At 74.3% G+C, this 25,988-nt stretch carries 21 protein-coding genes and 1 pseudogene; 3 read left to right on the forward strand and 19 right to left on the reverse strand.

Annotated elements, in window-relative coordinates:
• Positions 1-7: 7 nt before the first annotated feature.
• From fahA to AD017_RS04310, 8 genes are read right to left on the reverse strand one after another with little or no spacing between them, the layout of a single operon-like run.
• Positions 8-1,198, reverse strand: coding sequence for a fumarylacetoacetase (fahA, locus tag AD017_RS04275; protein ID WP_060573017.1), 1,191 nt, complete (start codon positions 1,196-1,198; stop codon positions 8-10).
• Positions 1,195-2,058: a hypothetical protein gene (locus AD017_RS04280; RefSeq protein WP_060573020.1), complete on the reverse strand. Its 864-nt coding sequence runs from the start codon at positions 2,056-2,058 to the stop codon at positions 1,195-1,197. Before AD017_RS04280 ends, fahA begins: the two co-directional genes overlap by 4 nt.
• On the reverse strand, positions 2,055-3,254 hold the full coding sequence (locus tag AD017_RS04285) for a homogentisate 1,2-dioxygenase (RefSeq protein WP_060573021.1): 1,200 nt from the start codon (positions 3,252-3,254) through the stop codon (positions 2,055-2,057). Before AD017_RS04285 ends, AD017_RS04280 begins: the two co-directional genes overlap by 4 nt.
• A 28-nt stretch (positions 3,255-3,282) precedes the next feature.
• A complete protein-coding gene (locus AD017_RS04290; RefSeq protein ID WP_010240974.1) occupies positions 3,283-4,635 on the reverse strand; it encodes an MFS transporter in 1,353 nt (450 codons plus the stop codon).
• Positions 4,636-4,669: 34 nt separating this feature from the next.
• Positions 4,670-6,082, reverse strand: a complete 1,413-nt coding sequence (locus AD017_RS04295; protein ID WP_060573022.1) for an FAD-dependent oxidoreductase — start codon at positions 6,080-6,082, stop codon at positions 4,670-4,672.
• Complete coding sequence (locus tag AD017_RS04300; RefSeq protein WP_060573024.1) at positions 6,079-6,879, reverse strand: SDR family NAD(P)-dependent oxidoreductase; 801 nt, start codon at positions 6,877-6,879, stop codon at positions 6,079-6,081. Before AD017_RS04300 ends, AD017_RS04295 begins: the two co-directional genes overlap by 4 nt.
• Entirely contained in the window at positions 6,872-7,705 is an 834-nt protein-coding gene (locus AD017_RS04305; RefSeq protein ID WP_060573025.1) for an SDR family NAD(P)-dependent oxidoreductase, read from the reverse strand. The genes AD017_RS04300 and AD017_RS04305 overlap by 8 nt, the downstream gene beginning before the upstream one ends.
• A 47-nt stretch (positions 7,706-7,752) precedes the next feature.
• Positions 7,753-8,172 carry a nuclear transport factor 2 family protein gene (locus AD017_RS04310; RefSeq protein ID WP_060573027.1) on the reverse strand — a complete coding sequence of 140 codons (420 nt, stop codon included), beginning with the start codon at positions 8,170-8,172 and terminating at the stop codon, positions 7,753-7,755.
• A 78-nt stretch (positions 8,173-8,250) separates the two neighbouring features.
• Here AD017_RS04310 and AD017_RS04315 point away from each other — a divergent pair, with 78 nt between their 5' ends.
• Entirely contained in the window at positions 8,251-8,961 is a 711-nt protein-coding gene (locus AD017_RS04315; RefSeq protein ID WP_010240964.1) for an IclR family transcriptional regulator, read from the forward strand.
• Between the two features lie 473 nt (positions 8,962-9,434).
• On the opposite strand, the gene AD017_RS04320 is transcribed toward AD017_RS04315, so the two are convergent.
• The 7 genes from AD017_RS04320 to AD017_RS04350 form a co-directional block, all read right to left on the reverse strand.
• Entirely contained in the window at positions 9,435-10,667 is a 1,233-nt protein-coding gene (locus AD017_RS04320; RefSeq protein ID WP_060573028.1) for a hypothetical protein, read from the reverse strand.
• Positions 10,664-10,912 carry a hypothetical protein gene (locus tag AD017_RS04325; RefSeq protein ID WP_010240961.1) on the reverse strand — a complete coding sequence of 83 codons (249 nt, stop codon included), beginning with the start codon at positions 10,910-10,912 and terminating at the stop codon, positions 10,664-10,666. Before AD017_RS04325 ends, AD017_RS04320 begins: the two co-directional genes overlap by 4 nt.
• Positions 10,909-11,541: a VOC family protein gene (locus tag AD017_RS04330; RefSeq protein WP_010240960.1), complete on the reverse strand. Its 633-nt coding sequence runs from the start codon at positions 11,539-11,541 to the stop codon at positions 10,909-10,911. Before AD017_RS04330 ends, AD017_RS04325 begins: the two co-directional genes overlap by 4 nt.
• An 85-nt stretch (positions 11,542-11,626) precedes the next feature.
• Positions 11,627-12,328, reverse strand: coding sequence for a TetR/AcrR family transcriptional regulator (locus AD017_RS04335; protein ID WP_010240959.1), 702 nt, complete (start codon positions 12,326-12,328; stop codon positions 11,627-11,629).
• Positions 12,329-12,342: 14 nt separating this feature from the next.
• Positions 12,343-13,080: a maleate cis-trans isomerase gene (locus tag AD017_RS04340; RefSeq protein ID WP_060573029.1), complete on the reverse strand. Its 738-nt coding sequence runs from the start codon at positions 13,078-13,080 to the stop codon at positions 12,343-12,345.
• Positions 13,077-14,678 (reverse strand): (2,3-dihydroxybenzoyl)adenylate synthase, encoded by a 1,602-nt coding sequence (locus tag AD017_RS04345; protein ID WP_060573031.1) that lies wholly within the window; start codon positions 14,676-14,678, stop codon positions 13,077-13,079. The genes AD017_RS04340 and AD017_RS04345 overlap by 4 nt, the downstream gene beginning before the upstream one ends.
• On the reverse strand, positions 14,675-16,192 hold the full coding sequence (locus AD017_RS04350) for an FAD-dependent monooxygenase (RefSeq protein WP_060573032.1): 1,518 nt from the start codon (positions 16,190-16,192) through the stop codon (positions 14,675-14,677). The genes AD017_RS04345 and AD017_RS04350 overlap by 4 nt, the downstream gene beginning before the upstream one ends.
• A 146-nt stretch (positions 16,193-16,338) precedes the next feature.
• Here AD017_RS04350 and AD017_RS04355 point away from each other — a divergent pair, with 146 nt between their 5' ends.
• Positions 16,339-18,450 (forward strand): hydantoinase/oxoprolinase family protein, encoded by a 2,112-nt coding sequence (locus AD017_RS04355; protein WP_060573033.1) that lies wholly within the window; start codon positions 16,339-16,341, stop codon positions 18,448-18,450.
• Positions 18,447-20,750 carry a hydantoinase B/oxoprolinase family protein gene (locus tag AD017_RS04360; protein WP_060573034.1) on the forward strand — a complete coding sequence of 768 codons (2,304 nt, stop codon included), beginning with the start codon at positions 18,447-18,449 and terminating at the stop codon, positions 20,748-20,750. The genes AD017_RS04355 and AD017_RS04360 overlap by 4 nt, the downstream gene beginning before the upstream one ends.
• 314 nt (positions 20,751-21,064) lie before the next feature.
• Here AD017_RS04360 and AD017_RS36010 read toward each other — a convergent pair.
• From AD017_RS36010 to AD017_RS04380, 4 genes and pseudogenes are all read right to left on the reverse strand, one after another.
• A pseudogene (locus AD017_RS36010) lies at positions 21,065-21,970 on the reverse strand (MFS transporter); the annotation flags it as partial.
• 500 nt (positions 21,971-22,470) lie between these two features.
• Complete coding sequence (locus AD017_RS04370; RefSeq protein WP_060573036.1) at positions 22,471-24,126, reverse strand: AMP-binding protein; 1,656 nt, start codon at positions 24,124-24,126, stop codon at positions 22,471-22,473.
• Complete coding sequence (locus AD017_RS04375; RefSeq protein ID WP_060573038.1) at positions 24,123-24,944, reverse strand: alpha/beta fold hydrolase; 822 nt, start codon at positions 24,942-24,944, stop codon at positions 24,123-24,125. Before AD017_RS04375 ends, AD017_RS04370 begins: the two co-directional genes overlap by 4 nt.
• Positions 24,941-25,843 (reverse strand): hotdog domain-containing protein, encoded by a 903-nt coding sequence (locus tag AD017_RS04380; protein ID WP_010234465.1) that lies wholly within the window; start codon positions 25,841-25,843, stop codon positions 24,941-24,943. Before AD017_RS04380 ends, AD017_RS04375 begins: the two co-directional genes overlap by 4 nt.
• Positions 25,844-25,988 lie beyond the last annotated feature (145 nt).

Consider the following 25,988-nt stretch of genomic DNA (forward strand, 5'->3'; position numbering starts at 1 on the left):
GACCGGCTCAGGGGAGCGCCGGCCGGATGCGGCCGGTGACCTCCCCGAAGCCGATCCGGGTGCCGTCCGGTCCGGGGGCGGTGGCGGTGATCGTGACCTCGTCGTCGTCGAGCAGGAAGGTCCGCTGCTCGCCGTTCACCGTGACCGGTTCGGCGCCGCCCCAGGTCAGCTCGATGAAGGCGCCCCGCTGGTCCTTCGCGGGCCCGGACACCGTGCCGGACGCCAGAAGGTCGCCGGTGCGGCTCGACGCGCCGTTCGTCGTCAGGTGCGCCAGCATCTGCGCCGGGGACCAGTACATCTCGCGGTAGGGCGGCCGGGTGACCTCGACGCCGTTCCAGGTGACGGCCATGTCGACGTCGAGTCCCCAGGTCTCCGTGCCGCGCAGGTACGGCAGCGGCTCCGGGTCCTGCCCGGGCAGCGGGATGCGGGCGTGCTCCAGCGCCGCGAGCGGCACCACCCAGGCCCCGACCGACGTCGCGAAGCTCTTGCCCAGGTGCGGGCCCAGCGGGACGTACTCCCAGGCCTGGATGTCGCGGGCCGACCAGTCGTTGACCAGGACGGCGCCGAACAGGTGGTCCGCGACGTCGTCGACGGCGATCCGGGAGCCCAGGCGGGACCCGGCACCGACGACGAAGCCGAGCTCGGCCTCGATGTCGAGCCGGCGGCTGGGCCCGTGGTCCGGGACGGTGTCGCCGGGCGCCTTCCGCTGCCCGCACGGCCGCACGATCTCGGTGCCGGAGGCGACGACCGTCCCGGCCCGGCCGTGGTAGCCGACCGGAAGGTGCTTCCAGTTCGGCAGGAGCGGCTCGGCGTCCGGCCGGAACAGCCGCCCGAGGTTCGACGCGTGGTGCTCGGAGGCGTAGAAGTCGACGTAGTCCGCGACCTCGAACGGCAGGTGCATCCGCACGGAGCCGACGGGGTGGCGGGCGGCGTCGGGCACGTCGCCCGCGACGAGCGCGGTGAGCCGTTCGCGGACCTGGGCCCAGCGCGCCGGGCCCTGCGCCATGAACGGGTTCAGGGCCGGTGCGGCGAACACCGCGTCGTCGCCCGCGGTGCCCAGCAGGACACCCAGGTCGAGGACGGTGTCGCCGAGCCGCACCCCGGGCCGGGGCCGGTCGTCGTCTCCGGTGGAGAAGACGCCGTAGGGCAGGTTCCCGGGCCCGAACGGCGAGCCGGCCGGGATGTCGACGGCGCTCACGGGAGCGCTCCTTCCGTCGGTGGGGCGGTGCAGACGCCCAGGTGGATCAGGTCGGTGAGCGGGTCGGTGATGCTGCAGGTGCCGAACGACCGGAACGCGGCGCGGGCGCGGTCCACCCGGTCGGCGTCGAGGTCGTTGACCCGGCCGGCGACGACGGCACCGTCCCGCTCGGCCAGCAGCGCGGCGGCGTCGACCTCGGTCCCTCCGCGGAGCAGCGCGTCGGTCGCCAGCAGCACGTTGAGGAACCCGTGCTGCTCGAAGCCGGTGGCCGGGTCGGTGTGCCGCACGGCGTGGTGCAGGCCGGCGGTGGCCTTGAACGGCCGTCCGGCGGCGACGGCGCCGGCGAGCCCCGCGGCGAGCTCGTCCTCGCCGGGGTGGAGGTCGGCGCGGACACCGCCGGTGCGGAACTTGGCGAGGACCCCGGCGGGGAGGCCGGTGAGGAACGCGTCGCGGCGGTCGTCGCGTGGGATCTCGACGTAGACGTCGGGGCCGCCGGTGGGCGGCGGCGCGACGGCGGCACCGTCCGGGGCCGTCCCGGCGGGCGCGGCGATCTCGACCGACACCAGCCGCACCGGCAGGGCGGCCGCCCGGTCGAGGACGCGTGGCAGTCCCTGCGGGCCGCCGGGGAGGGTCACCGACAGCGGCAGCGCGGCGCCGGCCGGCAGCAGTGCGGCGAGCGCGTCGAGCAGCCCGTCGTGGACGACCAGCGGCCCGGCGAGCGCGGCGTACCAGGTGCCGCGCCGGTCGAGGTACGCGGCGACGGCGCCGGGCAGCGTGGCGTTGCCGGGCGGGAACACCGCGGCGTCGTCGCAGAGCCCGGCGACCAGCGGCGGGACGGTGCCCGCCGCGGGGACGCTCATCGGGCGGGGCCGCGGCCGGCCCAGGTCCAGGCGTAACCCGGGTCCTCCGCCGCGATCCCACCCTCACCCAGCGCCAGCGGACGGAACGTGTCGACCATGACCGCCAACTCGTCGAAGAACTCCGCCCCCAACGCCCGCTCCACCGCACCCGGCTGCGGACCGTGGCTGTGCCCACCCGGATGCAACGAGATCGACCCCAGCCCGATGCCCGAACCCTTGCGGGCCTCGTAGTCCCCGCCGCAGTAGAACATCACCTCATCGGAATCCACATTGGAGTGGTAGTACGGCACCGGCACCGCCAACGGGTGATAGTCGACCTTGCGCGGCACGAAGTTGCACACCACGAAATTCCCGCCCTCGAACACCTGGTGCACCGGCGGCGGCTGGTGCACCCGCCCCGTCACCGGCTCGAAATCGGCGATGTTGAACGTGTACGGGTACAGACACCCGTCCCACCCGACCACGTCGAACGGGTGCTCGGGCACCACGTACCGGGTCCCGGTGATCCCGGACCCGCCCCCGCGGTGCTTGACCAGCACCTCCACATCGGTGCCCTCGACCAGCAACGGCTCCACCGGGCCGTGCAGGTCCCGCTCGCAGTACGGGGCGTGCTCGAGCAGCTGCCCGAACCGCGACAGGTACCGCTTCGGCGGCGCGATGTGCGACGACGCCTCGATCACGTACAACCGCACCGGCTCCGACCCCTCCGGCACCCACCGGTGCGTCGTCCCCCGCGGCAACACCACATAGTCCCCCGCCCGCGCCGCCAGCGCGCCGAACACCGTCTCCACCACCGCCGAGCCGGACTCGACGAAGACGCACTCGTCACCCACCGCATTGCGATACAGCGGGCTCGCCTCACCGGCGACGACATAGGAGAGCCGCACGTCGGCGTTGCCCAGCACCAGCCGCCGCCCCATCACCGCGTCCACCGCCTTCCAGTCGACCGCGCCCAGGGAGTGCAACCGCAGGTGCCGCGGGACCAGGGGCCGGTTCTCGCTCAACGACTGGTCGGGCAGCTCCCACGGCGACGCGTCCACGATCGCCGAGGGCACCCCGCGGTGATAGAGCAACGACGAGTCCGAGGAGAACCCCTCCTCCCCCATCAACTCCTCCGCATAGAGGCCCCCGTCGGGCCGCCGGTGCTGGGTGTGCCGCTTCGGCGGGACGTCACCGACGCTGCGGTAGTACGGCATGAGGGCTCCTCGGGTCCGGGGGCAGGGGTCAGGAACGGTGCGCGGCGTCGCCGCCGACGCCGGGCTCGACGCCGGGCCGGTCCTCGCGCGGGACCTTCAGGAAGGCGAGCATGATCGCGGCGAGGACCAGGCAGCCGATCGGGAAGTACAGGCCGACGGTGACGTCGGTGTCGGTCGCCGCCAGCCCGATCGCGTACGGGCCGAAGAAGCCGCCGAGCGCGGCGACCGAGTTGATCGCCGCCAGGCCGACGGCGGTCTGCTCCTTCGACAGCACGCGCGCCGCCATCGCCCAGTACGGCGCGAGGTAGCCGAGCACGCCGACCGCCGCCAGCGACAGGCTGACCAGCGACAGCGCGGGCACGTCCTTGAACTGGATCGCACCGAGGAAGCCGACCGCGGCCACCAGGACGAGGACGATCACGTGGTACTTCCGCTCCCCGGTGCGGTCGGAGCTGCGGGCCAGCAGCAGCATGCCGACCGCCCCGACGACGTACGGGATCGCGCCGAGCAGCCCGATGTTCGTCGACGAGTAGGCCGGGTCGAGCTGCTTGACGATCAGTGGCAGGAAGAACGTGAGCCCGTAGAGGCCGCAGGCGATGAACAGGTTCGCCACCGCCAGGTGCAGGACCTTCCGGTCCCGGACGACGGAGAGCTCCGCGCGCAGCCCGGTCCGGGTCTCCGGCACGTACTCGGCGTCGATCTCCGACTGCAGCCAGGTCTTCTCCTCGCCGGTGAGGAAGCGCGCGTCGGACGGCTTGTTCGGGAGCACGAACAGGGTCACGATCCCGAGGACGACGGCCGGTGCGCCCTGCAGGACGAACACCCACTGCCAGCTGCTCATCCCGAACCAGTGGACATGGTCGAGGATCAGGCCGCCGCTGAGGCTGCCGGCGACCAGCGCGATCGGCTGCGCCAGGGCCAGTGCCGCGATCGCCCGGCCGCGCTCGCGGCCGCGGAACCAGTACGTCATGTAGAGCAGCAGGCCCGGGAAGAGCCCCGCCTCGGCGACGCCGAGCAGGATCCGGGCGAGCAGCAGCTGACCGACGCTCGCCACGAACCCGGTCAGCACCGTCACGATGCCCCAGGTGACCGCGATCCGGGCCAGCCACAGCCGGGCCCCGACCCGCTTCATGATCATGTTGCTGGGGATCTCGAACACCACGTAGGCGAGGAAGAAGATCGCCGACGCGATGCCGAAGGTCGCCGCGGTGATGCCGAGCTCGGTCGCCATCCCGAGCTGGGCGTAGCCGATCGCGGCCCGGTCCATGTAGTTGAAGACGTACAGCAGACCGGCGATCGGCATGACCCGCAGCGCGACCTTGCGGATCGTGCGGCTGCCGACGTCGGACCGGCCCGTACCGGGCGGAGTGGTGGCGGACATGGTTCTCCTCGACGGTGAGTGAGCGACGCGCCGGTCAGGCGGCGGCGTGGCGGCCGGCGACCCGGCCCATGGTGAGTGCGTGGGCGACGGCGTTCCCGCCACCGACGTAGCGCGGGCCGAGCACCCCGGCACCGGCCTCGCCCGCGGCGAACAGCCCCGGCACCCGCTCACCGCGTGCGTCCAGCACGGCGGCGGTCGGGTCGATCTCCAGGCCGGTGTGGGTGCAGACCAGCTCCGCCGGCAGGAACCGGGCCGCGTGGAACGGCGGCTCCGCGACCGGCGCGGGCCGCCCGGTCCGGCCCTTGGCCTCGAGGCTGCGGTGGCGCAGGAAGTCCGGATCGGTGCCGGTCACGGGCAGGTGCGCGTTCCACCGCCCGACGGTGGACTCCAGGGTGTCCGCGGGGACGCCCATCTCCCGGGCGAGCTCGCCGAGCGTCCCGGCGCGCAGGGTCCGCCCGGCGTCGGCCTCGGCGGTGACGTGGCCCGCGGACCAGTGGGCGTAGCCGGGTGGGAGGTCGCGGCGGGCGGCCTCGTCGAACACCAGCCAGGCCGGTCCCGGCCGGGACTCGATCAGGCCCGGGGACACCGCGTAGGAGGCGTCCTCGTCCATGAAGCGGCGGCCGTGACCGTCGACGACGATCCGCGAGACCGGCGGGAACCCGGACTGCCAGTGGTGCAGGCGCTGGAAGTAGACGGTCGGGAGCAGCAGCCCCCAGCCCTCGCCGGCGACGGCCGCGCCGACCTGCTCGCCGAAGCGGAGGTGGTCGCCGCGGCTGCCGTCGGCGGCGACGACGAACAGGTCGTCGCCCGCACGGGCGGCCGCCGGGAGGTGGCGTTCCCGCAGCTCCGGGTCGTGGGCCAGGCCGCCGGTCGTCACGACGACGGCGCCGGCACCGACCTCGATGCCGTCGGCGACCACACCGGTGACCCGACCCCCGGACACCAGCAGCCGTTCGACGCGGGTGTGCAGGACGACCTCGACGCCGAGCCGCTTCCGGGCCCGGTCCAGGACCTGGACGATCCCGTAGCCCTGGTCCTTCGGGACGTGGCCGCGCCAGACGTCCTCCACGCCGGCCCGGGTCAGACCGGGGGTGTGCGCGTCGTGCGACACCGCGGCCGGGATCTCGACCCCGAGCCCGATCAGCCACTCGACGGCCGGGCCGGCTTGCTCGCAGAACGTGCGGACCAGGCCCGGGTTGAGCAGCCACTGGTTGAGGTCCATGTAGTGCTGGAAGAAGCGCTCCGGCCCGTCGTCGATCCCGAGGCCGGCCTGCACCGTGGTCCCGGCCGCGGTCAGCATCCCCGCGGACAGCGCGGTGGACCCGCCGAGCTCGTGCTCGGACTCGAACAGCAGCACCGACGCGCCCTGCTCGGCCGCGGTGACGGCGGCGGCCAGCCCGGCCCCGCCCCCGCCGACCACGACGACGTCGACCCTCTCGTCGGTCATCCCAGGTCACCCCCGGCCCCGGCGACGATGCGGTGGTACAGCCCGTTGGAGACCAGCCCGCCGTCGACGGTCACCTCGCTTCCGGTCAGGTAGGTGGAGCGGTCCGACAGCAGGAACAGGACGGCGTCGGTGATCTCCTCGGGGCCGGCCAGCCGGCCGGCGGGGACGCTCTCCAGCGACGACCGCACGAACGCGTCCGCCCCGCCGAGCAGCCCGGTGTCGACGAGCCCGGGGTGCAGCGAGTTGACCCGGATGCCCCACTCGGCCAGCGCCCCGGCCGCGGACTTCGACAGCCCGGTCAGGCCCCACTTGCTCGACGAGTACGACGGCGAGAAGTACCCGACCTGCCCCGAGATCGACGCGATGTTGACGATCGACCCGCCGCCGGAGTCGCGGATCAGCGGGGCGAGCGCCTGCATGCCGTGGAACGCGCCGGACAGGTTGATCGACAGCACCCGGTCCCAGAGCTCCCGGTCGGTGTCCATGAACCCGCGGCGCCGGGAGATGCCGGCGTTGTTGACCAGGCCGCCGAGCTCTCCGCACCGCTCGCGGACCTCGCCGGCGACACGGGCCCAGGCGTCGGGATCGGCGACGTCGAGGGTGTGCCCGGAGGCCGAGCCGCCGTCGGCGGTGATCGAGTCGACCAGGTCCGTGGTGTCGGCGACGTCGGCCGCGCAGAGGTGCACCCCGCGGGCGGCGAGGGCACGCGCGTGCTGCGCGCCCATCCCGGCCGCGGCACCGGTGACGAGCACGACGCCGGGGTAGGTCACGGTCTCGGTGGCCTGGGTGTCAGACATGCCGGGAGCCGCCGTCGACCGCGATCGAGTGCCCGGTGACGTAGCGGGCGCCGTCCGAGAGCAGGAACATCAGGACGCCCGCGACCTCCTCGGGCGAGCCGATCCGGTGCAGCGGGACGGCGTCGAGCGCCTTCGCCAGCGCGGGCGGGTCGTCCTGGATCCAGCGGGTCATGTCGGTGTCGACGAAGCCGGGCGCGATCGCGTTGACCCGGATGCCCCGGTCCCCCAGCTCGACGGCGAGCGACTCGGTCAGGTGCGCGACCGCGGCCTTCGAGGTGCAGTAGGAGCCGCGCCCGCGCCGCACCCGCAGCGCCGAGACCGACGACATGTTCACGATCGCCCCGCCCGGGCCCATCCGCTCGGCGGCCGCCTGCGCTCCGAAGAGGACGCCCTCGACGTTGACCGACAGGGTGGAGCGCACCTGCTCGGGCGTGATGTCGGGGATCTCGGCGAACGGGAAGATCCCGGCGTTGTTGACCCAGAAGTCGAGACGGCCGAACTCGTCGACCGCCCGTCCGGCGAGTGCGCGCTGGTCGTCGGCGCTGGTGACGTCCACACCGGCCGCGACGATCCGGCCGGGGGTGACGCCGTCGGCGCGCCCGGCGGCCTCGGCCGCCAGCTCCTCCGCGGTCGCGGTCATCGCCTCCGCGGAGAGGTCGCCCGCGACGACGTGCACGCCGCGCGCGGCCAGTGCGGCGGTGAACCGGGCGCCCATCCCGCGGGCGGCACCGGTGATCACCGCGACCCTGCCGGGGAACTCGGGGTGGACGGTCGCGACCGGCCGGTGCAGGACGCGTCCGGGACCGGTCGGTTCGAGGTCGGTCACGTGTCTCTCCTTCGAGAAGTGTGGTGGTCGGGGGGGGCCGCAGTGGATCAGGGATCGCGGCGGACGGTGCGCCGGTGGACGCGCCAGCCGTCCGGGGTGCGGACCAGATCGTCGTCGAGGGTCGTGATCCGGTGCAGCCGGGACGGCTCGCCCTCCGGGGTGCCGACGATCTGCAGGTAGGCGCGGGTGCTCAGCGCGTCCGGCCCGGCGGCCAGCACCTCGACGGTGCTCACGACGTGCCGGAGCACCTCCCCGCTCGCCCGGCACCCGGAGTGGAAGCGCATCGCGAACGCGGTCAGCTCCGCGCTCCCCCGGGACGGCTCCGGGTAGCTGGGTGAGTGGAACTCGCCGTCCGCGGTGAAGGTCGCGGCCCAGTCGGCCGCCCGCCCGGAGTCGATCGCGTGGCTCTGCCGCCCGTAGAGCTGGTGGACGGCGAGCACGTCGGCCGGGTCGGGGATGTCGGCCACGTCGGTCTCCTTGCGTCTCACCGGTGAGTGTGCGATTATCGCACGCAGTGTGCGAACTGAGGAAAAGGTAGGTCGGGGATGGGTCCTCGTCAAGGGACCGGTGCGCCCGCCGAGCGGGCGACCGGCACGTCGAAGACGCTCCATCACGGCCTGGAGGTGCTGGAACTGCTGGTCGGCGCGCCGGACGGGCTGTCGATCACCGAGATCGCCGACGGGATCGGCGTGCACCGCACGGTCGCCCACCGGCTGGTACGGACCCTGGAGGAACACCACCTCTGCCGGCGCGACCGGTTCAAGCGCGTCACCCTCGGCGCGGGACTGGTCCGGCTCGCCGAACCGGTCGAGCAGGACCTGCGCACGCTCGCGCGCCCGGTGCTGGAGGAGCTGAGCGAGCAGACCGACGCGACCGCGCACCTCGTCGTGCGGGAGAGCGCCGACCAGGTCCGGATGCTGATGATCGTGGAGCCGCGCACGGCCCGGATCCACGTGGCGTTCCGGACCGGGCAGCTCGACCCGATCGGCCGCGGCTCGGCGGGACTCGCGATCCTCGCGGCCGAGCCACCGCAGGCCGGGGAGCGCGAGGCCGTCACCGTGGCCCGTCGGCGCGGGTTCGCGGTGTCGCACGGCGAGATCGCGCCGGGGATCACGGGGATCTCGGCGGTCGTCCCGGCCCGGCGGCCGAACGGCACGGTCAGCGTGGGCCTGTCGCTGTTCGAGGTGCAGGACGAGCAGGGCATGGGCGAGCGGGTCCTCACCGCCGCCCAGCGCCTGGCCCGCCACCTGGCCTGACCCGCACCGCCCCCACCGACGCCCACCGGCCCTGCCGACCCTCACCGAATCCGTCGTCCCACCGCCCTGCCGGCGCTCACCGGATCTGCCAGCGCTCACCGATTCGGTGGGTGCTCGCCCGATCGGGTGCGCGTCCACGGAGCCGGTGAGCGTTTCGCCCAGGCCGCGGGGTGGCAACACACAGGCGCTGCCGACGCTCGCCGAATCCGCCGACGCTCACCGGTGCCGTGGGCGCTCACCGATTCGGTGGGCGCTCGCCCGATCGGGTGCGCGTCCACGCATTCGGCGAGCGTTCGCCCATGCCGCCGGCGTGGCAGCTCACTGGCGCTGCCGACGCTCACCGAGCCTGTCGGCGCTCACCGGTTCGGTGAGCGCTCGCCCTATCGGGTGCGCGTTCACGGAACCGGTGAGCGTTCGCCGGGGTGGCGGGGTGGCGGGGTGGCGGGGTGGCGGGGTGAGTCGCGGGTGGCGGGTCAGGGCAGGGGGAAGCGTTTCCCCAACCATTCGGTGATCTCGGTGGCGGCCAGCTCGTTGCCGGTCGGCTCGCCGGGGGCGATCGCGGCCCCGAAGTGCAGGCCGCGGACCCGGGCCGTGGTGAGGTCCCCCGCGCCCAGCGCGGCGATCATGTCCGCCGAGTCCGCGGGGAACGCGGCCTGGTCGCCGGTGAGCTCGACGAACAGCGTCGGCACGGTCACGCCGGGGGCGCAGCGCACGAAGCCGGCGTTCGAGCTGAGCCCGGACCAGGTCGACAGCCACGCCTCGGGAGTGCTGATCCGGCCGAACCCGACCTGGCCGTAGTCGATGAGGTCGGGGCGCCTGCCGAACAGCGAGCCGTAGGGCCGGTCGCTCGGGTCCAGGGAGAGGTCGACGGTGCGGGGGTCGGCGTCGGTCCGGAAGATCGTCATGATCGTCGGCGCGAGGCTGCGCCTGCGATCGGCCGCCGACCCGGTCCGCCGGGACGTCGCGCGTGCCTCCGCGGTGCGGGCCAGCGCCTCGCGGGCGACGGCGTCGATCCGGGCGACCCGCTCGCGCTGGGCCGTGCGGTAGCGCTCCAGGAACTCCGCGGGGTACGACGAGCTCTCCGGCGGCTCCGCGAACCCGTTCGCCGGGTCCCACGGGTCCAGTTCCCCGACGACCGACAGCGGGTCGGACTCGTCGGCGACCGACGGGTCGATGCAGGCCAGCAGCAGCTTCCCCTGGCCGGGGTGCGGGGCGAGGAACACCGCGCCGTCGGCCACCGGCATGTCGGCCTCGGCGAGGGTCGTCGGGCGCCCGCCGGGCGTCGTCGCGATCCGGTCCGCCGGAGCCAGCGCGGCCTGCTCCAGGTAATAGGCGAACAGCGTCCCGCCACCGGAGTGCCCGAGCGTGACGACGGTGTCGAATCCGCTCTCCCGCAGGAAGACCTGCCCGGCGGCGACGTCGAGCAGCGCCTGCTCGTGCACCAGGTTCAGGTCGTTGTTGACCGAGCGCGGGTGCTGGGTCCAGACGGCCGCCCCGGCGCGGAGCAGGAGCGGGACCAGCGGGTGGTGCGTGACGTCCTGGCGCGGGTGCATCAGGCACACGACGGTGCGCGCGCCGGGCACGGTCGCCAGGACACCGCGGACGGTCGCGCCGTCGGCGGTGGTCAGCTCGTGCACGCTCGTGACCGTCGACGGCGGCCGGTCGCCCGACGCCAGGTACCGGCCCGCGCCGAGGCCGCCCGTCACACCGGCTCCACGCGCAGCGCGTCCTTGTCGTGCTGGACGATCCGGCCGTCCCGGGCGACGGCACCGACGCAGGAGTACCAGACCGCGTGCCGGCACCCGGTCGCGCGCCGGTCGATCACGATCGGCCCGTCGGCACGGATCTCGAAGTACGGGCCGATCTTGTCGACGACGACGTCCGGGGCCTCGGCGGCGACCTTCGCGACCGTGGTGTTCTCGGGGACGTCGAGCACGTAGAGCGTGGTCACCGGGTCACCGTCTCCCAGCCCGCGGCGCGCTCGACGATGAGCTCGGCCTTGCGCGCCAGCAGCTTGCCGAAGGTGGGCTCCGGCTCGCCGACGACGTCGAGCAGGGCGTCGATCGTCAGGTTCGCGTCGAGGTCCTCCTGCGGGGTCACCGGGCGCATGGCGCGGGTGATCTCGAACATGTAGCCGTTCGGGTCGTGCGTGTAGATCGACTCGATCGTCTCGTGCTGGATCTGCATCTCGACCGGCCAGGCGCTCTCGTCGAGCCGGCGCCGGTACTCCAGCAGGTCCTCCTCGGACTCGACGTGGATCGCCAGGTGCCGGGAGCGGACGAAGTACTCCGGCACCCCGGCGCCGAACCGGGCGTAGACGTCGCCCTTCTCCCCCGCGTCGCCGCCGACGGCGGGGTCGGTGCCGAAGTAGTAGAAGAACGCGATCCGGTCGTCGTTGCCGATGTCGAAGAAGAAGTGGATGAAGTCGGGGTGGTTCTCCGGACCCCAGCCGGCCGCGCAGATCGAGTGCACCACCGGGAATCCGAGGACGTCCCGGTAGAAGCGGACCGTGGCCGCCGGGTCGAAGGTCGGGAACGCGACGTGGTCCACGCCCTGGACCCGGTGCTCGAGCTCCGTCATGGGTGACTGCCTCCTCGCGTCGTGCGTCGACCCGACCGTAAGTCGGCTCGACACTTGAGTCAACAGTTCGACGCCAGCGACGAAGTCACAGGTCGAGGACGCGTTCCAGGTGGTCGAGGTTCTGCCGGAGCAGCTTGAACGCCGCGGCGGGGCCCTCGCCGTCGGGCATCTGGTCGTCCGGGCGCACGAGCGCCCCGACGGCCATGTCGGCGAGCTGGGCGGTGACGCCCTCGGTGGTGTCCCGGCCACCGGGGTGGAACCACCAGGCCACCCAGTTGCACATGCCGAGCACGCCCAGCGCCGCGACCCGGGCGTCGACGGGGCGGAACCGGCCGCCGCGGACGCCGTCGTCGATCACGCCGGCGATCACCTTCAGGATGGTGCGGCGGCTCTCGTCGTAGGCCGCCGTGAGCTCCTCGGGCAGCTCGGCCTCGGAGCGGATGAGCAGCCGGAACCGTTCGGGCTGGGTGGTCCGGCGGCCGACGATGATCCGCACGATCCCGCGGAGCTTGTCGACGGCGTCGAGCGCGTCGTCACCGGCGAGCGCCTCCAGCTCGTCGAGCGGGCCGTTGGTGACCTCGGTGACGAGCTTGGCGAGCAGCTCGTCCTTGCTCCTGACGTAGTAGTAGAGCGCGGGCCGGGTGATGCCGAGCGCGTCGGCGATGTCCTGCAGGCTCGTCCCGGCGAAGCCGCGCTCGGCGAAGAGCCGGGTGGCGTGCTCGTACAGCTCGTTCTCGACCAGCTCCCGGCGGGCGCTGGCCTTGCGTGCCGGCTCGGATCCGCTCATGGCCGCAGATCGTGTCACGACGGTGCCGCGAGCAGCCGTCCCGCGCCGGGCAGGACGGGCTCCAGCCCGAGGTGGGTGAGCAGCGTGTACGCCCCCGCGGTGGCGGCGGAGAGCACCGGCAGCCCGAACTCCTCCTCGGCCGGCGCGACCAGGTCGAGCGAAGGCATCTGCACGCAGGCCGAGATGACGAGCGCGTCGGCGCCGGTGAGGTCGAGCCCGCGGGCGGCGGTCAGCACCCGGTCGCCGGGGATGCAGCCGACCTCGGCGTTGTCGCCGACCTCGAGCGCGGCCCAGTCGACGACGGTGAACCCCTCGGCCTCCAGGTAGGCCACCACCTGCTCGGCCAGCGGCCGCAGGTACGGCGTGACCAGCGCGATCCGGCGCGCACCGAGCGCCCGCAGGCCCTCGACGAGCGCGCCGGCGCTGGACAGGACGACGGCGTCGATCTGCTCGCGGACGGCCTTCTCCACCCGCTGGTGCTCACCGGGCCCCTGCGCCATGAGAGCGACCAGGCAGGCGTAGAGCAGGGCGTCGACGCGGGCGTCGGCCAGCTCGTCGACGCAGCGCTCGCGCTGGGCGTTCATCGCGGCCAGCTCCTCCGGCGAGACGCGGTGCATCCGCATCCGGCTGGAGTGGAACGAGAAGCGCTCGGTGTGCCGGGCGAGCGGAGCGGGGACCTCGGTCTCGACGGTGACGTTGGAGCTGGGGACGACCAGCCCGATCCGGTGCGGCGGGCGGCGCGGGTGGGTCATCGGAGGCTCACTTCCTCGGAGGCGATGGTGCGGGCGATGTCGGTGGCCAGCCGCTTCTTGTCCGTCTTCCCGACGAGCGTGCGCGGGATCTCGTCGAGGTGCTCGATCCGTTCCGGCCACTTGAAGGTGGCGACGCCGTGCGCCGCGAAGTGCTCCTGCACCTCGGGCAGCGTCAGCGGTGCGCCGTCGACGACGATGTAGGCGCAGGTCCGCTCGCCGAGCCGCGGGTCGGGCATGGCGACGGCGGCGGCGCCGACGACCCGGGGATGGCGGAGCAGCAGCAGCTCCACCTCCTCGGCGTTGATCTTCTCGCCGCCGCGGTTGATCAGGTCCTTGATCCGGCCCTCGATCGAGACGTGGCGCTCGCCGCCGATCGTCCGGAGCGAAGCGAGGTCGCCGGTCCGGTAGAAGCCGTCGGCGGTGAAGGCGCGGGCGTTGTGCTCGGCGGCGTCGTAGTAGCCGCGCAGCGTGTAGGGCCCGCGGGCGCAGAGCTCGCCCACCTCGCCGTCGGGAACCTCGTTCTCGGTGCCGGGGTCGAGGACCCGGATCTCGTCGTGCGGCGACAGCGGGGTGCCGACGGTCGTCAGGCGGGCCTCGCGCGGCGCCCCGGGACGGGTGGTGAGGAACAGCCCCTCCCCCATCCCGAAGAGCTGGCCGGACCAGATCCCGCGGGCCTCCAGGCGCTCGAACAGGGCCGGCGGGACCTTCGCCCCGGACAGCACGACCCGGGTGACCGCCGCGGTGGCCGCGGCGAACCCGGGGTGGTCGGCGGCCCTGTAGTGCCCGTGCCCGAGCAGCACGTGGGTGGCGCGCTCGCGGGCCATCAGGGGCAGCGACTCGTCGAGGTCGGGGGTGCCGAGCACCAGGCAGGCGCCGGTGCTGTGCGCGGCGTGCACGGCGCACACGATCCCGGCGTTGTGGATCACCGGGATGAGGTGCGCGACGCGGGTGTCCGGGGTCCAGCTCCAGGACCGGGCGTACTCGGCGGCGTTGTACCAGTACTCGGCGTGCAGCCGCGGTATCACCTTGGGCACGCCCGTCGTGCCGCCGGAGAGCTGGTGGACGGCGACGTCGTCGGGGTCGATCCGCGCCTGGATCCGCTCGACGAGAGCGCGGGCCCGCTCCGGGTCGTCGTCGGACGGCAGCTCGCCCAGCACGAGCGTGCGCCCGATCCCCTGCTCGCGGGCGAACGCGACGAGATCGAACCTCCCGCCCCGCTCGACCAGGTGCCCCCGCGCCCCGACCCGGCGGCCGATCTCGGAGATCTCGTGCGCGCGGTGCGCCGCGAGGGTCGCGACCGGGACCAGCCCGGCCTTGAGCACGCCGTACCAGGCGAGGACGGTGTCGAGCCGGTTCGTGACCTGGAACAGCACCGGGTCCCCCGGCTCCAGGCCGAGCCCGGCGAGCCCGGCGGCGAGCCGGTCGCTGCGCTCGTCGAGCTCACGGTAGGTGACCCGCCCGTCGAGGGCGACGACGGCGTCGCGGCCGGGGTGCGCGGCCGCCACCGCGTGCAGCTCGTCGGCGAGGGTGCGGGTGCCCCAGAGTCCGGCGGACCGGTACCGGCGGGCGGCCTCCGGCGGGTACGGGACGAGTCTCATGCGGTCTCCCCGGTGAGTGACACGAGATCGGTGCGGCCGCTCACGAGCCCGGCGGCCAGGTCGTCGCGGAACGCCGCCGGCCCCTCGACGGCGACGAGCGCGCCGGTCTCCCGCCGCACCCGCTCGGCGAGGTCGAGCCGGGTCAGGAGTGCGGCGCGGTCGGCGGGCCCGGTGATCCGGTAGCCCCCCGCCCCGTCGCGGCGGACCCGCTCGACGAGCGCGTCACCGGCGGTGGACCACGGGTCGTCGAGCCGGACGTCCAGCGCGGCGAGCCCGGCAGCGCCGCTCGTGCGGTCGGCGAACCGCAGGTCACCGCGCTCCAGGGGCCGGCCGATCACCCAGTCCGTGAGCCCCTCGTGCGGTCCGGGCACGCCCGCGTACTGCTCCAGCGCCGCGGCGACGACGTCCGGCGCGGTCCCGGCGAACCGGTCCAGCGGCACGTTCCCGGCCCGGGACATGTAGGCGACCATCAGCCGGGCGGCCGGGAGGTCCAGGCGCGACGGGAACGACTCCCACCACAGCCTGCTGCGGCGGGCCAGCTCCTGCAGCCGTTCGACGGCGGGCCGCCGGACCTCCTCGTAGCGGGCGAACGCGGCACCGGGGCCCGGCTCGCCGGCCAGTGCCTCGACCAGGGCGATCGCGTCCTCCATCGCCAGCTTGGTGCCGGAGCCGATGGAGAAGTGCGCGGTGTGCGCGGCGTCGCCGAGGAGCACCGTGCCGCCGTCGGACCAGCGGTCGCAGCGGACCGTGCGGAAGCGCAGCCACCGGGTGCGATTGCCGATCAGCGGGTGTCCGTGCAGCTGCTCGGCGAACGCCCGCTCCAGGAAGCGCAGCGACGTCGTGTCGGACGCGTCCGGCGGGGTCGCGTCGGTGGTGGCGTCGAACCCCGCCCTCCGCCAGGTGGCCTCGTCGGTCTCGATCAGGAACGTGGACCGGCCGCCGGAGTACGGGTAGGCGTGGGTCACGAAGACCCCGTGCTCGGTCTCCACCGGGGCGAACACGGCGTCCGGCAGGGTGAGGTCGGCGGCGCACCACAGGTAGAGCCCGCGGCCGAGCCCGGCCCGGCCGCCGTAGGGACCGGCCTCGCGGGTGGCGCTGCTGACGCCGTCCGCGGCGACGACGAGATCGGCGTCCAGCTCGTGCGCCGCACGCCGCGCGCCGAACTCCAGCACGACCCCGGCCTTCTCCGCGTGCCGCTGCAGGATCGCCAGCAGCTCGGTCCGGGCGACCCCGATCAGCCGGTCGTTGCTCACGCGCACCCGGTCGTCGCCGTTCTGCAGCGTCATGTCGTGCCGCACCCCGGCGGCGACGAGATCGCGCAACGTGTCCGGATCGGCGGCGGCCAGGTTGCGCTGGGTGCCGGCGGCGAGACCGACACCGAACCCGAAGGTGGTGTCCGGGTCGCCCTGCTCGTGCACGGTGACCTCGCAGGTGGGGAAGGCGAGCTTCAGCAGGCGGGCCGCGTAGAGCCCACCCGACCCCCCGCCCAGCACCGCGACGCGACGTGGCTGCATCTCCTACCCTTCCGCACCAGCTTGTTCGACGACAGCGTCGACTATTCGACGACAGCGAGGGCCCACGAGTCAACGTTGACTACCGTCACATGTGTTGAATAGTCTACGCACTCGTCAGCCACTCACCGCGCGAAGGAGCGCCAGCCATGGCCTATGTCATCGGCGTGGACGTGGGCGGCACGTTCACCGACGCCGTGCTCGACGACGACGCCGGGACCGTGCTCGCCGCGAAGTCCCCGTCCACCCCGCCGGACTACTCCCAGGGCGTGCTCGACGTCCTCGCGCTGCTGGCCGAGCAGCTCGGGACGAGCCTGCCGCAGATGCTGGCGGAGACCCACCACATCGCCCACGGCACGACGTCGTCGCTGAACGCGCTGGTCATGGGCAACGTGCCGCCGGTCGGCTTCCTCACGACCCGCGGTCACCGGGACTCGATCTTCATCATGAACGTCGAGGGCCGGTACCTCGGACGGTCGCCGCACGAGCTGCAGCACGTCCTCGGCCAGGACAAGGACCACGCGCTGCTGCCCAAGCGGCACGCGCTGGAGGTCACCGAGCGGATCGACCGGGACGGCACCGTCGTCGTCACGCTCGACGAGCAGGAGGCCCGCGCCGCGATCCGCTCCCTGGTCGCGGACGGGGTCGAGGCCATCGCGGTCTCGCTGCTCTGGTCGTTCCGCAACCCGGTGCACGAGCGGCGGCTGCGCGAGCTGATCGCCGAGGAGGCGCCCGGCCTGTTCGTGGCGCTGTCGTCGGAGGTCAGCCCGCGGATCCGGGAGTTCGCCCGGAACGCCACGACGATCATGAGCACCCAGATCGGGCCGGGTCTGCGGGACTACCTGGGCGCGCTGGAGTCGTCGCTGCGGGACAACGGCCTCACCGGCCCGCTGCTCGTCATGCAGAGCAACGGCGGCGCGGTCGCCGCGGCGGAGGCCCCGGCCGCCGCGATCAGCACCGTCGGGTCGGTGCTCACCGGCGGGGTGATCGGGTCGGTCGCGCTGGGCCGCCAGCTCGGCCACCGCAACATCATCTCGACCGACGTCGGCGGGACCACGTTCCTCGCCGGGCTGGTCGTCGACGGCGAGCCGGTCCGCGACACCACCACGGTGATCAACCACCACCCGATCAACGTGCCGACGCTGCGGGTCGACGCGATCGGGTCCGGCGGTGGCGCGATCGCCTGGCTCGACGCGGGCGGCAACCTGCGGATCGGCCCGCGCAGCGCGCAGGCCGTCCCCGGCCCCGCCTGCTACGGCAACGGCGGCACCGAGCCCACCAACACCGACGCCAACCTCGTCCTCGGGATCCTCCCCGAGCGCGGTCTGCTCGGCGGACGCAAGCCGCTCTCGCTGGAGCTCGCCCGCGCCGCGATCGAGACCCGGATCGCGAAACCCCTCGGGCTGACGGTCGAGGAGGCCGCCGCCGCGATCCACACCGTGCAGAACGCACAGACCGGTGACCTGCTGCGCAAGACGGTCGTCGAGTCCGGGCACGACCCGCGCGACTTCGTGCTCTACGCGTTCGGCGGCGCCGGTCCCGCGCACTGCGCCGGCTACGCGGCCGAGGTCGGCTGCGACGAGGTCGTCGTCCCGCTCGGCCCGGTGGCGAGCGCGTTCTCCGCGTTCGGGCTCGCGTCGTCGGACATCGTGCTCGCCGCGGAGCTCTCCGACCCGAGCGTCGTCCCGTTCGACCCGGCCCGGGCCGAGCGCAACTTCGCCGAGCTGGAGCGGCAGGTCCGGGACGGCCTGGAACGCCAGGGGGTGCGGTTCGAGAAGGTCGAGCTGGCCCGCGAGATCGACATGCGGTACACGATGCAGCTCGCCGAGGTCACCGCCCCGGTCGCCGGCGGCCCGCTGGACACGGCCGCGATCGAGGACGCGGCGGCCGCGTTCGAGAAGCGCTACGCCGAACTGTTCGGCGCCGACGCCGGGTTCCGCGAGGCCGGCATCCAGGCGATCACCTTCCGGGTGCGCGCCACCGGCGTGCTGCCGTTCAGCCCGGAGCTGCCCGGCGTCCCCGCGGCCGACGGCGATCCCGTCCCGGCCACCACCCGTCCGGTGTGCCTGGACGCCACCACCGGCTACGTCGACACGGCGGTCTTCGACTACCGCGAGCTGCGGGCGGGGCACGTCCTGACCGGCCCGGCGATCGTCGAGGTGCCGACCACCACCGTCGTCGTCCCGGGCTGGACGACCGGCACCGTCGACCACCTCGGCAACCTCACGATCCGTGCCGACTCTGCGAGGAGCTCCCGATGACCATGCCGATCCCCGGCTCGGAGGCCTTCTCCAGCCGCCCCGTCGACCCGGACGAGCTGGCGCGGTCGCTGCCGTCGTCGCTCGCGGTCCACACCGTCACCCAGGACCAGATCGACGCCCTCGATCCGCTCACCTACGAGGTGATCCGGCACCGGCTCTGGTCGGTCACCGACGAGATGGGCGAGGCGCTCAAGCGCATGTCCGGCTCGCCGATCGTCACCGACGCCAACGACTTCGACTTCGCCATCTCCGACGAGCTGGGCCAGGAGGTGCAGGTCGGGCTCTACAACACGATGCTCGTCGGCGCCGTGGACCTGGCGATCTACTGGACGCTGCGGCACCGGGCGTCGAACCCCGGCATCGAGGCCGGGGACATGTTCCTCACGAACGACCCGTGGGTCGGCGGCGGGCTGCACCAGAACGACGTCATGGTCTACCAGCCCGTCTTCCACGACGGGAAGCTCTTCGCCTGGACCAGCGCGATCGCCCACCAGCCCGACCTCGGCGGGGTCGGCCTCGGGTCGTTCTCCCCCGCCGCGCAGGACGTGTTCTCCGAGTCGCTGCCCACGCCGCCGGTCAAGGTCGTGCGGGACGGGCGGCTGCAGGCCGACGTCGCCGACGTCTGGGTGCGCCGCTCCCGCGTGCCGATGCTGGTCGGGCTGGACCTGCGCGCCAAGATCGGCGCGAACAACGTCGGCGGCGAGCGGCTGCACGCGCTGATCGACCAGTACGGCGCGGACACGGTGAAGGCCGTGATGAAGCGGATGATGTCCGACGCCGAGTCGCGGCTGCGCGGCAAGCTGACCGCGCTGCCGGACGGCAGCTGGTCCGCCACCGGCTACCAGGACCAGTCGCACGAGGGTGACCGGAACCTGCACACGATCACCGTGACGACGACGAAGTCCGGCGATCACCTGACCTTCGACTTCACCGGCACCGACCCGCAGGCGGGCGTCGTCAACTGCACCTACGCCGGGATGCGCGGCGGGGTCATGCTGGCGCTGCTGCCGATCCTGGCCGGGGACATCCCGTGGTCGGCGGGCGGGCTCATGCGCTGCTTCGACCTCGTCACCGAGGAGGGGACGCTGAACAACGCGACGTTCCCCGCGGCCGTCGGGCGGGGGCCGATCGGACCGGCCTGGCTGACCGGCAGCCTCGTCGCCGAGTGCCTGTCCCAGATGCTCGACCGGGACCTGGAGCTCGGCAAGAACGTGCAGGCGACCTGCTGCGGCACCTGGGACACCGCCGTGATCGCCGGCCTGGACGAGCGCGGCGAGCAGCCCGCACCGTTCCTGTCGATCATGATGGAGCCGATGGCGGGCGGCTACGGCGCACGCCCGCACGCCGACGGCGTCGACACGGGCGGGCTGTTCTGCATCCCGATGGGCCGGGTCCCCGACGTCGAGATGACCGAGTTCCTCTACCCGCTGCTGACCCTGTGGCGGCGCGAGGTCCCCGACTCCGGCGGGCCAGGGCGGCAACGTGGCGGGCTGGGTGCGTCGATGGCCTTCACCCCGCACGGCACCAGCCTGCCGATGGGCCTGGTGCTGGCATCGGCGGGCAAGGCGGTCGCGCAGAACACCGGCCTCTCCGGCGGGCTGCCGGGCAACTCCGGGCTCGACGTCGTCGCCCGGGACAGCCGGGTGGCCGAGCTCCTCGCCGGCGGGACGATGCCGACCGAGCTGGCGCAGGTGTCGGACACCCTGGAACCGGGGCAGAACTACGCCTCCAGCCACCTGGCGCCGGGCGAGGTGTTCGCGATGACCTGGCAGGGCGGCGGGGGCTACGGCGACCCGCTCCGGCGCGACCCCGCCGCCGTCGCCCGCGACCTGCGCGAGGAGAAGATCACCGAAGGTGCGGCGCGGTCCGTCTACGGGGTCGTGCTGCACGGCGGCGCCGTCGACGCGGCCGCCACCGACGCCGAGCGTTCCCGGCAGCGCGACGCCCGCCGCGACCGGTCCAGCGTGACCGGGACGACCCGCGGCCGGGCGGACCTGTCGTCGGGCCGGCGGATCGACGACAACCTCGTCGAGGTGGGCGACGACGTCGCCTGCGGGCACTGCGGCGAGATCCTCGGCGACACCGGGGACGCACCACTGGTCCTGGCGGTCCACGACGGGCCGCCGGCCACGGCCGGGCCGCAGATCATCGCGACCGCGTCCGACTACGTCGACGCCCCCGTGGTGTTCCGGCAGTACAGCTGCCCGTCGTGCTGGACGGCGCTGTCGTCGTCGGTGGTGCCCGCCGACCACCCGGACGCGGCGAGGAGCCTCGGCCGGTCGACGGTCCGCACGGGGTGAGGATCCGGGGCGGGCGGGCGACGGCCGTGCCAGACCCCGTTCGCCTCGTGCACCCCGCGCAGCGCCCCGGCGACCAGGGAGACGAGGTCGCCCCACGGGTCGCCGTCGGGGTCGGCCGGAACCGTGCCGCGCGGCGCGGTCCCGGTCGCGACGGCGGCACCGGCCGCGACGACGAGCAGCCCGCCCGCGAGCAGGCTCGTCGCCTCCCCCAGCGGCAGCACCGACGCGAGCATCCCGACCGCGAGGGTCGGCAGGCCGGCGCCCAGGTAGTAGACGACGTAGGCGGTGGCGGTCGTCCCGGCCGCCCGGGGCCCGCTCGCCCCGGCCTCCACCGTGGCGTGTGCGCCGCCGTAGGCGAGGCCGTGACCGAACCCCGCGACCACCGCGGTCACGAGGACCACCGGCACCGACGGGGCGGCCCCGGTCGTCGCGAGCACCAGCAGGCCGGCGGCGAGCAGGACGAGCCCGCGCACCTGCGCTCGCCGGGCTCCGAGCCGGGTCAGCAGGAACTGGGCAGGCACCGCGGCGAGCACGACGAGCGAGGCCACCACGCCGAGCGTCGCCGGACCGACGTCGCCGGCGGCCCGGGCCAGCACGTTCGGGACGAGCCCGAGGAACAGCCCGACGACCGCCCACGACACGAACCCGGTCACGAGTGCCTCGGCGTGGGCACGGCTCCGGCGCGGCTCCGCCCCGGTCCTCGTGCCCCTCTCCGTCCGGACCGGCGCCGGGCGTCGGGCCCGGGACGGTCGCAGCCACCACAGCACCCCGAGCAGCGCGACCGCGTGCAGCACGTGGGCGACCACGTGCGGGGCCGGGACGAGCTCGGCCAGCAGCCCGGTCAGACCGGGGCCCGCCGCGGTGCCGGCGAGGAACGCGAGCGCGCCCGCGGCCGCGATCCGGCGCCGCGCACCCGTCGTCGACGCCCCGGCCAGCACCACCATCCCCACACCGGTCGCCGCCCCGAGCGCGACGCCCTGCAGCACCCGCCCGGCGAGCAGCCACGCCACGTGGTCGCCCACCGCGAAACAGACCGAGCCCAGCACCCCGGCGACGAGCCCCGCCCGGACCAGGCGCATCCGGCCCAGCCGGTCCCCCAGCGGCCCGAGCAGGAGCAGCGCGGGCACGCTCGCCACCGAGTAGGTGGCGTAGACCAGGGTCAGGGTCAGATCGTCGAACCCCAGCCGGGACTGGTAGCCGGGGTAGAGCGGGCCCGCCATGTTCGCGCCGAACGCGAGGAGCGCGAGGGCCGCGGCGACGGCGAGCGTGCGGGCAGCGGGGCCGGTGGGCCCAGCGGGCGCGGCGGGGCCGGGTGGTGGGCAGGGCTCGGGGCGGGGCTCGGGGCGGAGCCGGAGGTCGGACACGCGCCCAGCGTGCGGACAAGGATCGTCACCGAACAACGAAGAGTCGTACAGGAAACCATGTACGGATCTCGGACGGTCGGGCCGCGGGGGTGTACTCGCTGGCCGTGCGGTCGCAGCCGGTGATCGGCGGGCCGGTCCCGCCCCCCGGCCGTGACCGGCCCCACCGTCGCTCCCGTGTGTCGCGCGTGGGCGCGCCGACCCCCGCGCCCCGGCGGCACAGCGGCGGTGCGTCCGACGCCCGGACCTGTCCACGACGGTCCGCGCCTCGGGAGGGGTTCCGGAGAATCGCTTCCTGAGGAAGCGATTCCACGCAAGGGAATCCCCCGCGGGCGCCGGGCCCGTCCGAGGGAGCGGCGTCAGCCCTCCGCCTCCTGCGCGCGGGCGACGAGCTGCTCGGCCAGCTCGCGCAGCGCGGCCGCCCGGATCTTCGAGCCGTTCGTGCCGACGGTCGTCGGCATCTCCTCGATCACGTGCACCGCCTCGGGCACCTTGAACCGCGCCAGCGTCGTCGCACACCAGTCCCGCAGCTCGGCGGGATCCGGATCGGTGCCGGGCACCGCCTCGACGAAGGCGTGGGCCCGCGTCTCCCCCTGCGTCGTGACGCCGACGACCTTGGTCCGGGCGACCGCGGGATGGTCCGCCAGCCGCGTCTCGATCTCCGCGGGCTCGACGAGGAACCCGCGCAGCCGGAGCGAGTCGCCCATCCGGCACAGGTAGTCGACACCGCCGTCCGGGCGGACGGTGCCGAGGTCGCCGGAGCGGAACCACCCGTCGTCGGTGAAGGAACGCGCCCGGATCGCCCCGTCGTCGTCGCCCAGGTAGGCGTCGACGACGTTGTAGCCGCGGAACTGCAGCTCACCGGCCTCGCCGTCGGCGGGCGTGCCGCCGGTGACGGGATCGACCGACCGGACCTCGATGCCCTCCACCGGGCGCCCGCCGCCGCGGCGGCGCTCCGGGGCCGGGTCGTCCTCGCGCCAGAACGTGGCCAGCGCGAACAGCTCGCTGGATCCGTACACGCCCAGCGCCGGGGTACCGGTCTCGTCCTCGGCCCAGGCCGCGACCTGCATCGAGTTGCCGTAGAAGTCGGCGAGGAGCATCCGCCGCCACGCGCCGAGGTCGACGGGGTGCTCGCGCCACCCGTCCATGAGCCGGCCGCTGACGTCGTCGGCGCAGGCGAGGTGGGTGACACCGAACTCCGCCATGTGGCCGAGCACGAGATCGACGTCGAAGACCGGTTCGAGCAGCGCGGCACCGCCCGCCGCGATCGCCGTCACGGCCGGGACGTAGCCGAACACCCCGGACAGCGGCAGCACCACCAGGCTGACCGAGCCGGCGTCCCACCCGCCGGCCGCGGCGACGGTGCGGGCGTGCGTCGCGACGGCGCTGCCGAGGTGGGCGGCGAGCTTGGGCATGCCCGTCGAACCGGAGGTGGTGAAGGCGACCGCGAGGGCGTCGGGCACCGCGCCGAGCGCATCGGCATCGAGCTCGCCACCGGTGTCGTGCGGGCGCGGGACCCACACGCCGCCGCCGGCGTCGTAGGCGGCGATCTCGTCCGCGGACGCGGGCTCACGCCCCGGCCCGGTGACCACCGCGACCGACGGCGTCGCGCCCCCGTTCCCGGCCCCGGCGACGGCCGCGTGCAGCGTCGTCGCGAGGTCGAGCCCCAGGAAGCCGTGCGCGACGAGCAGGACACCCGGCCGGGCGTGCCCGAGGACGTGCGCGACGTCGGTGACGCCGTAGCGGGTGTTGATGCCGATCACGTGCGCCCCGAGCGCGGCGGCCGCGAACTGCGCGACGACGGCGTCGGACCAGTTCGGCAGCCACACCCCGACGCAGTCACCGGGGCCGATGCCGTGGTCGCGCAGGTCGTCGCGCAGCGCGACGGTCCGGCGCAGGAGCTCGTCGCGGGTCACCGGCCGCGGCTGCGGGCCGCCGTCGATCACGACGACCGATCCGGGTGCCGCGGCGACGGTGCCGGTCAGCAGGTCGGTCAGGGTCTCCCCGGTGCTCACGCGGTCACCTCCGCCGGGCGGACCGCCTGCTCGCGCAGCCAGCCGTCGAGGATCCCGGCGACGTCGTCGAGCTCCTCCATCGGGTAGTGCCCGATCCCCTCCAGCAGCGTGTACCGGGCACCGGGGATCAGGTCCGCGGCGTGCCGGACGTCGGCCGGGTCGACCCACAGGTCGTCCGAGCCGACGACGAGGTGGACCGGGCACGCGACCCCGCCCAGCGAGTCCCGGACGTCGTGCCGGGCCCAGCCGATGAGGTCGCTGGTGGAGATCTCCGGGTCCTCCCGGCGGTGCATCCGCGCGATCAGCTCGGCGCGCGCGGCCGGGACCCGGCGTCCGACGACGGCGAGCGTCCCGAAGTAGGTCCGGTCGGTGCGGCTCGGCGCGGCCGAGTCGGCGAGCTCGCGTTCGAGCCCCCGCACGCTCGGCGACGGCGAGTCGGTGCCGCCGTGCGCAGCCATCGCGACCGCCCCGGCGAGCCGGTCGCCCCGGCGGACCGCGAGCTGCAGGGCGATCGCGCCGCCGATCGAGCAGCCGACGACGGACGGCCGCTCCAGCCCGAGGGTGTCGATCAGCTCCTCGCACCAGGCCGCGTAGTCGCCGAGGTCGCGGACCGGACCGCCCGCAGCGGGCTCGGAGCGGCCGTGCCCGGGCAGGTCCGGGACGACGACCCGGTACCCGCGGGCGGCCAGCGCGGTCTGGGTGTCCCGCCACTGGACGCCGTTCTGTCCCGCGGTGTGCAGGCACAGCACGTCCGGCCCGTCCCCGTCGGACAGCACGAACGACCGCGTGCCGCCCACCTCGACGTAGTCCGCCCTCATCGGTCCCCGTCCTTCCCACCGGCACCGGCGAGCGCACGCGCCTCGTCGACGAGGGCGACGAGGGCGGCGGTCAGCCGGAGGTACTCGTAGGCGTCGCCGTCCGTGGCGAACTCGTCGCGCATGGTCCGGACGGTGTAGTCGTTGACCGGGCCGGTCAGCAGCCGCACCCAGGTCAGGTCGGACGCACCGAGCACGAACGTGGGCCCGTGCGGGGTGCGGCGGCCGCTCTCGATCACCCGGCCGCGGAAGACGCGGAACTGCACGACGTCGTCGCCGAAGCGCAGGCCGATCGTGCCGTCCCAGGTGGCGGTGGCCGTGGTGAACGCCGCGGAGGCGTCCAGCCGGGCGGCGAGCGCGGCGGCCCAGCCGGGGGTGGCGAACGCCCGGCCGGTGCGCGCCGCGTGGTCGTCGACCGCCGACCGGGCCGTGACCAGCGCGGACGTGCTGCCCCGCTGGACGACGACGCCGTCCTGGTTGCGGACGACGACGTCGCGCCCGATCACCCCGTTGCGCAGCGACGAGGTGCGGCGCGCCCGGACGACCGTCATCTCGTAGGTGACGGTGTCCCCGACGTGGATCGGCGCGAGGTAGTCCCACCGCGTGCCGAGGGCCGCCTCGACGTGCTCGGAGAGCCCGAGCTCGTGGTGCCAGCCGAAGAACGCGGCCTCCCCGAGCGGCCCGTGGACCAGCGGGCGCCCGTCGGCCGTGTGGCCGTGCTCCGTGTGCAGGGCCGCCCGGTCGCCGCTCAGCTCGGCGAACGCGGCGACCACCTCCGGCCCGAAGGTGCGCGGCGGGCCGGTGACGACCTGGCCGACCTCGAAGTCCTCGAACCAGGGCCCGCGCGGGGGTGGGGACGTCGTCGGCGCGGGCGCACCGACGGTGGTGCCGTTCGTCGTCATCGTCGTCGTCCTCTCCGGGCCCGGCCGTCACGGGCGGGTGCGGTCTCGTCCGTGCCACCCGGAGGACCGGACACACGAACGAACGTTCTTGTCGAGAACGCTAGACCGCGCCGATCCGCCCGGTCAAGCACGCCGGACCCGGCGG

It is taken from the genome of Pseudonocardia sp. EC080619-01 (assembly GCF_001420995.1).
GTDB lineage: Bacteria > Actinomycetota > Actinomycetes > Mycobacteriales > Pseudonocardiaceae > Pseudonocardia.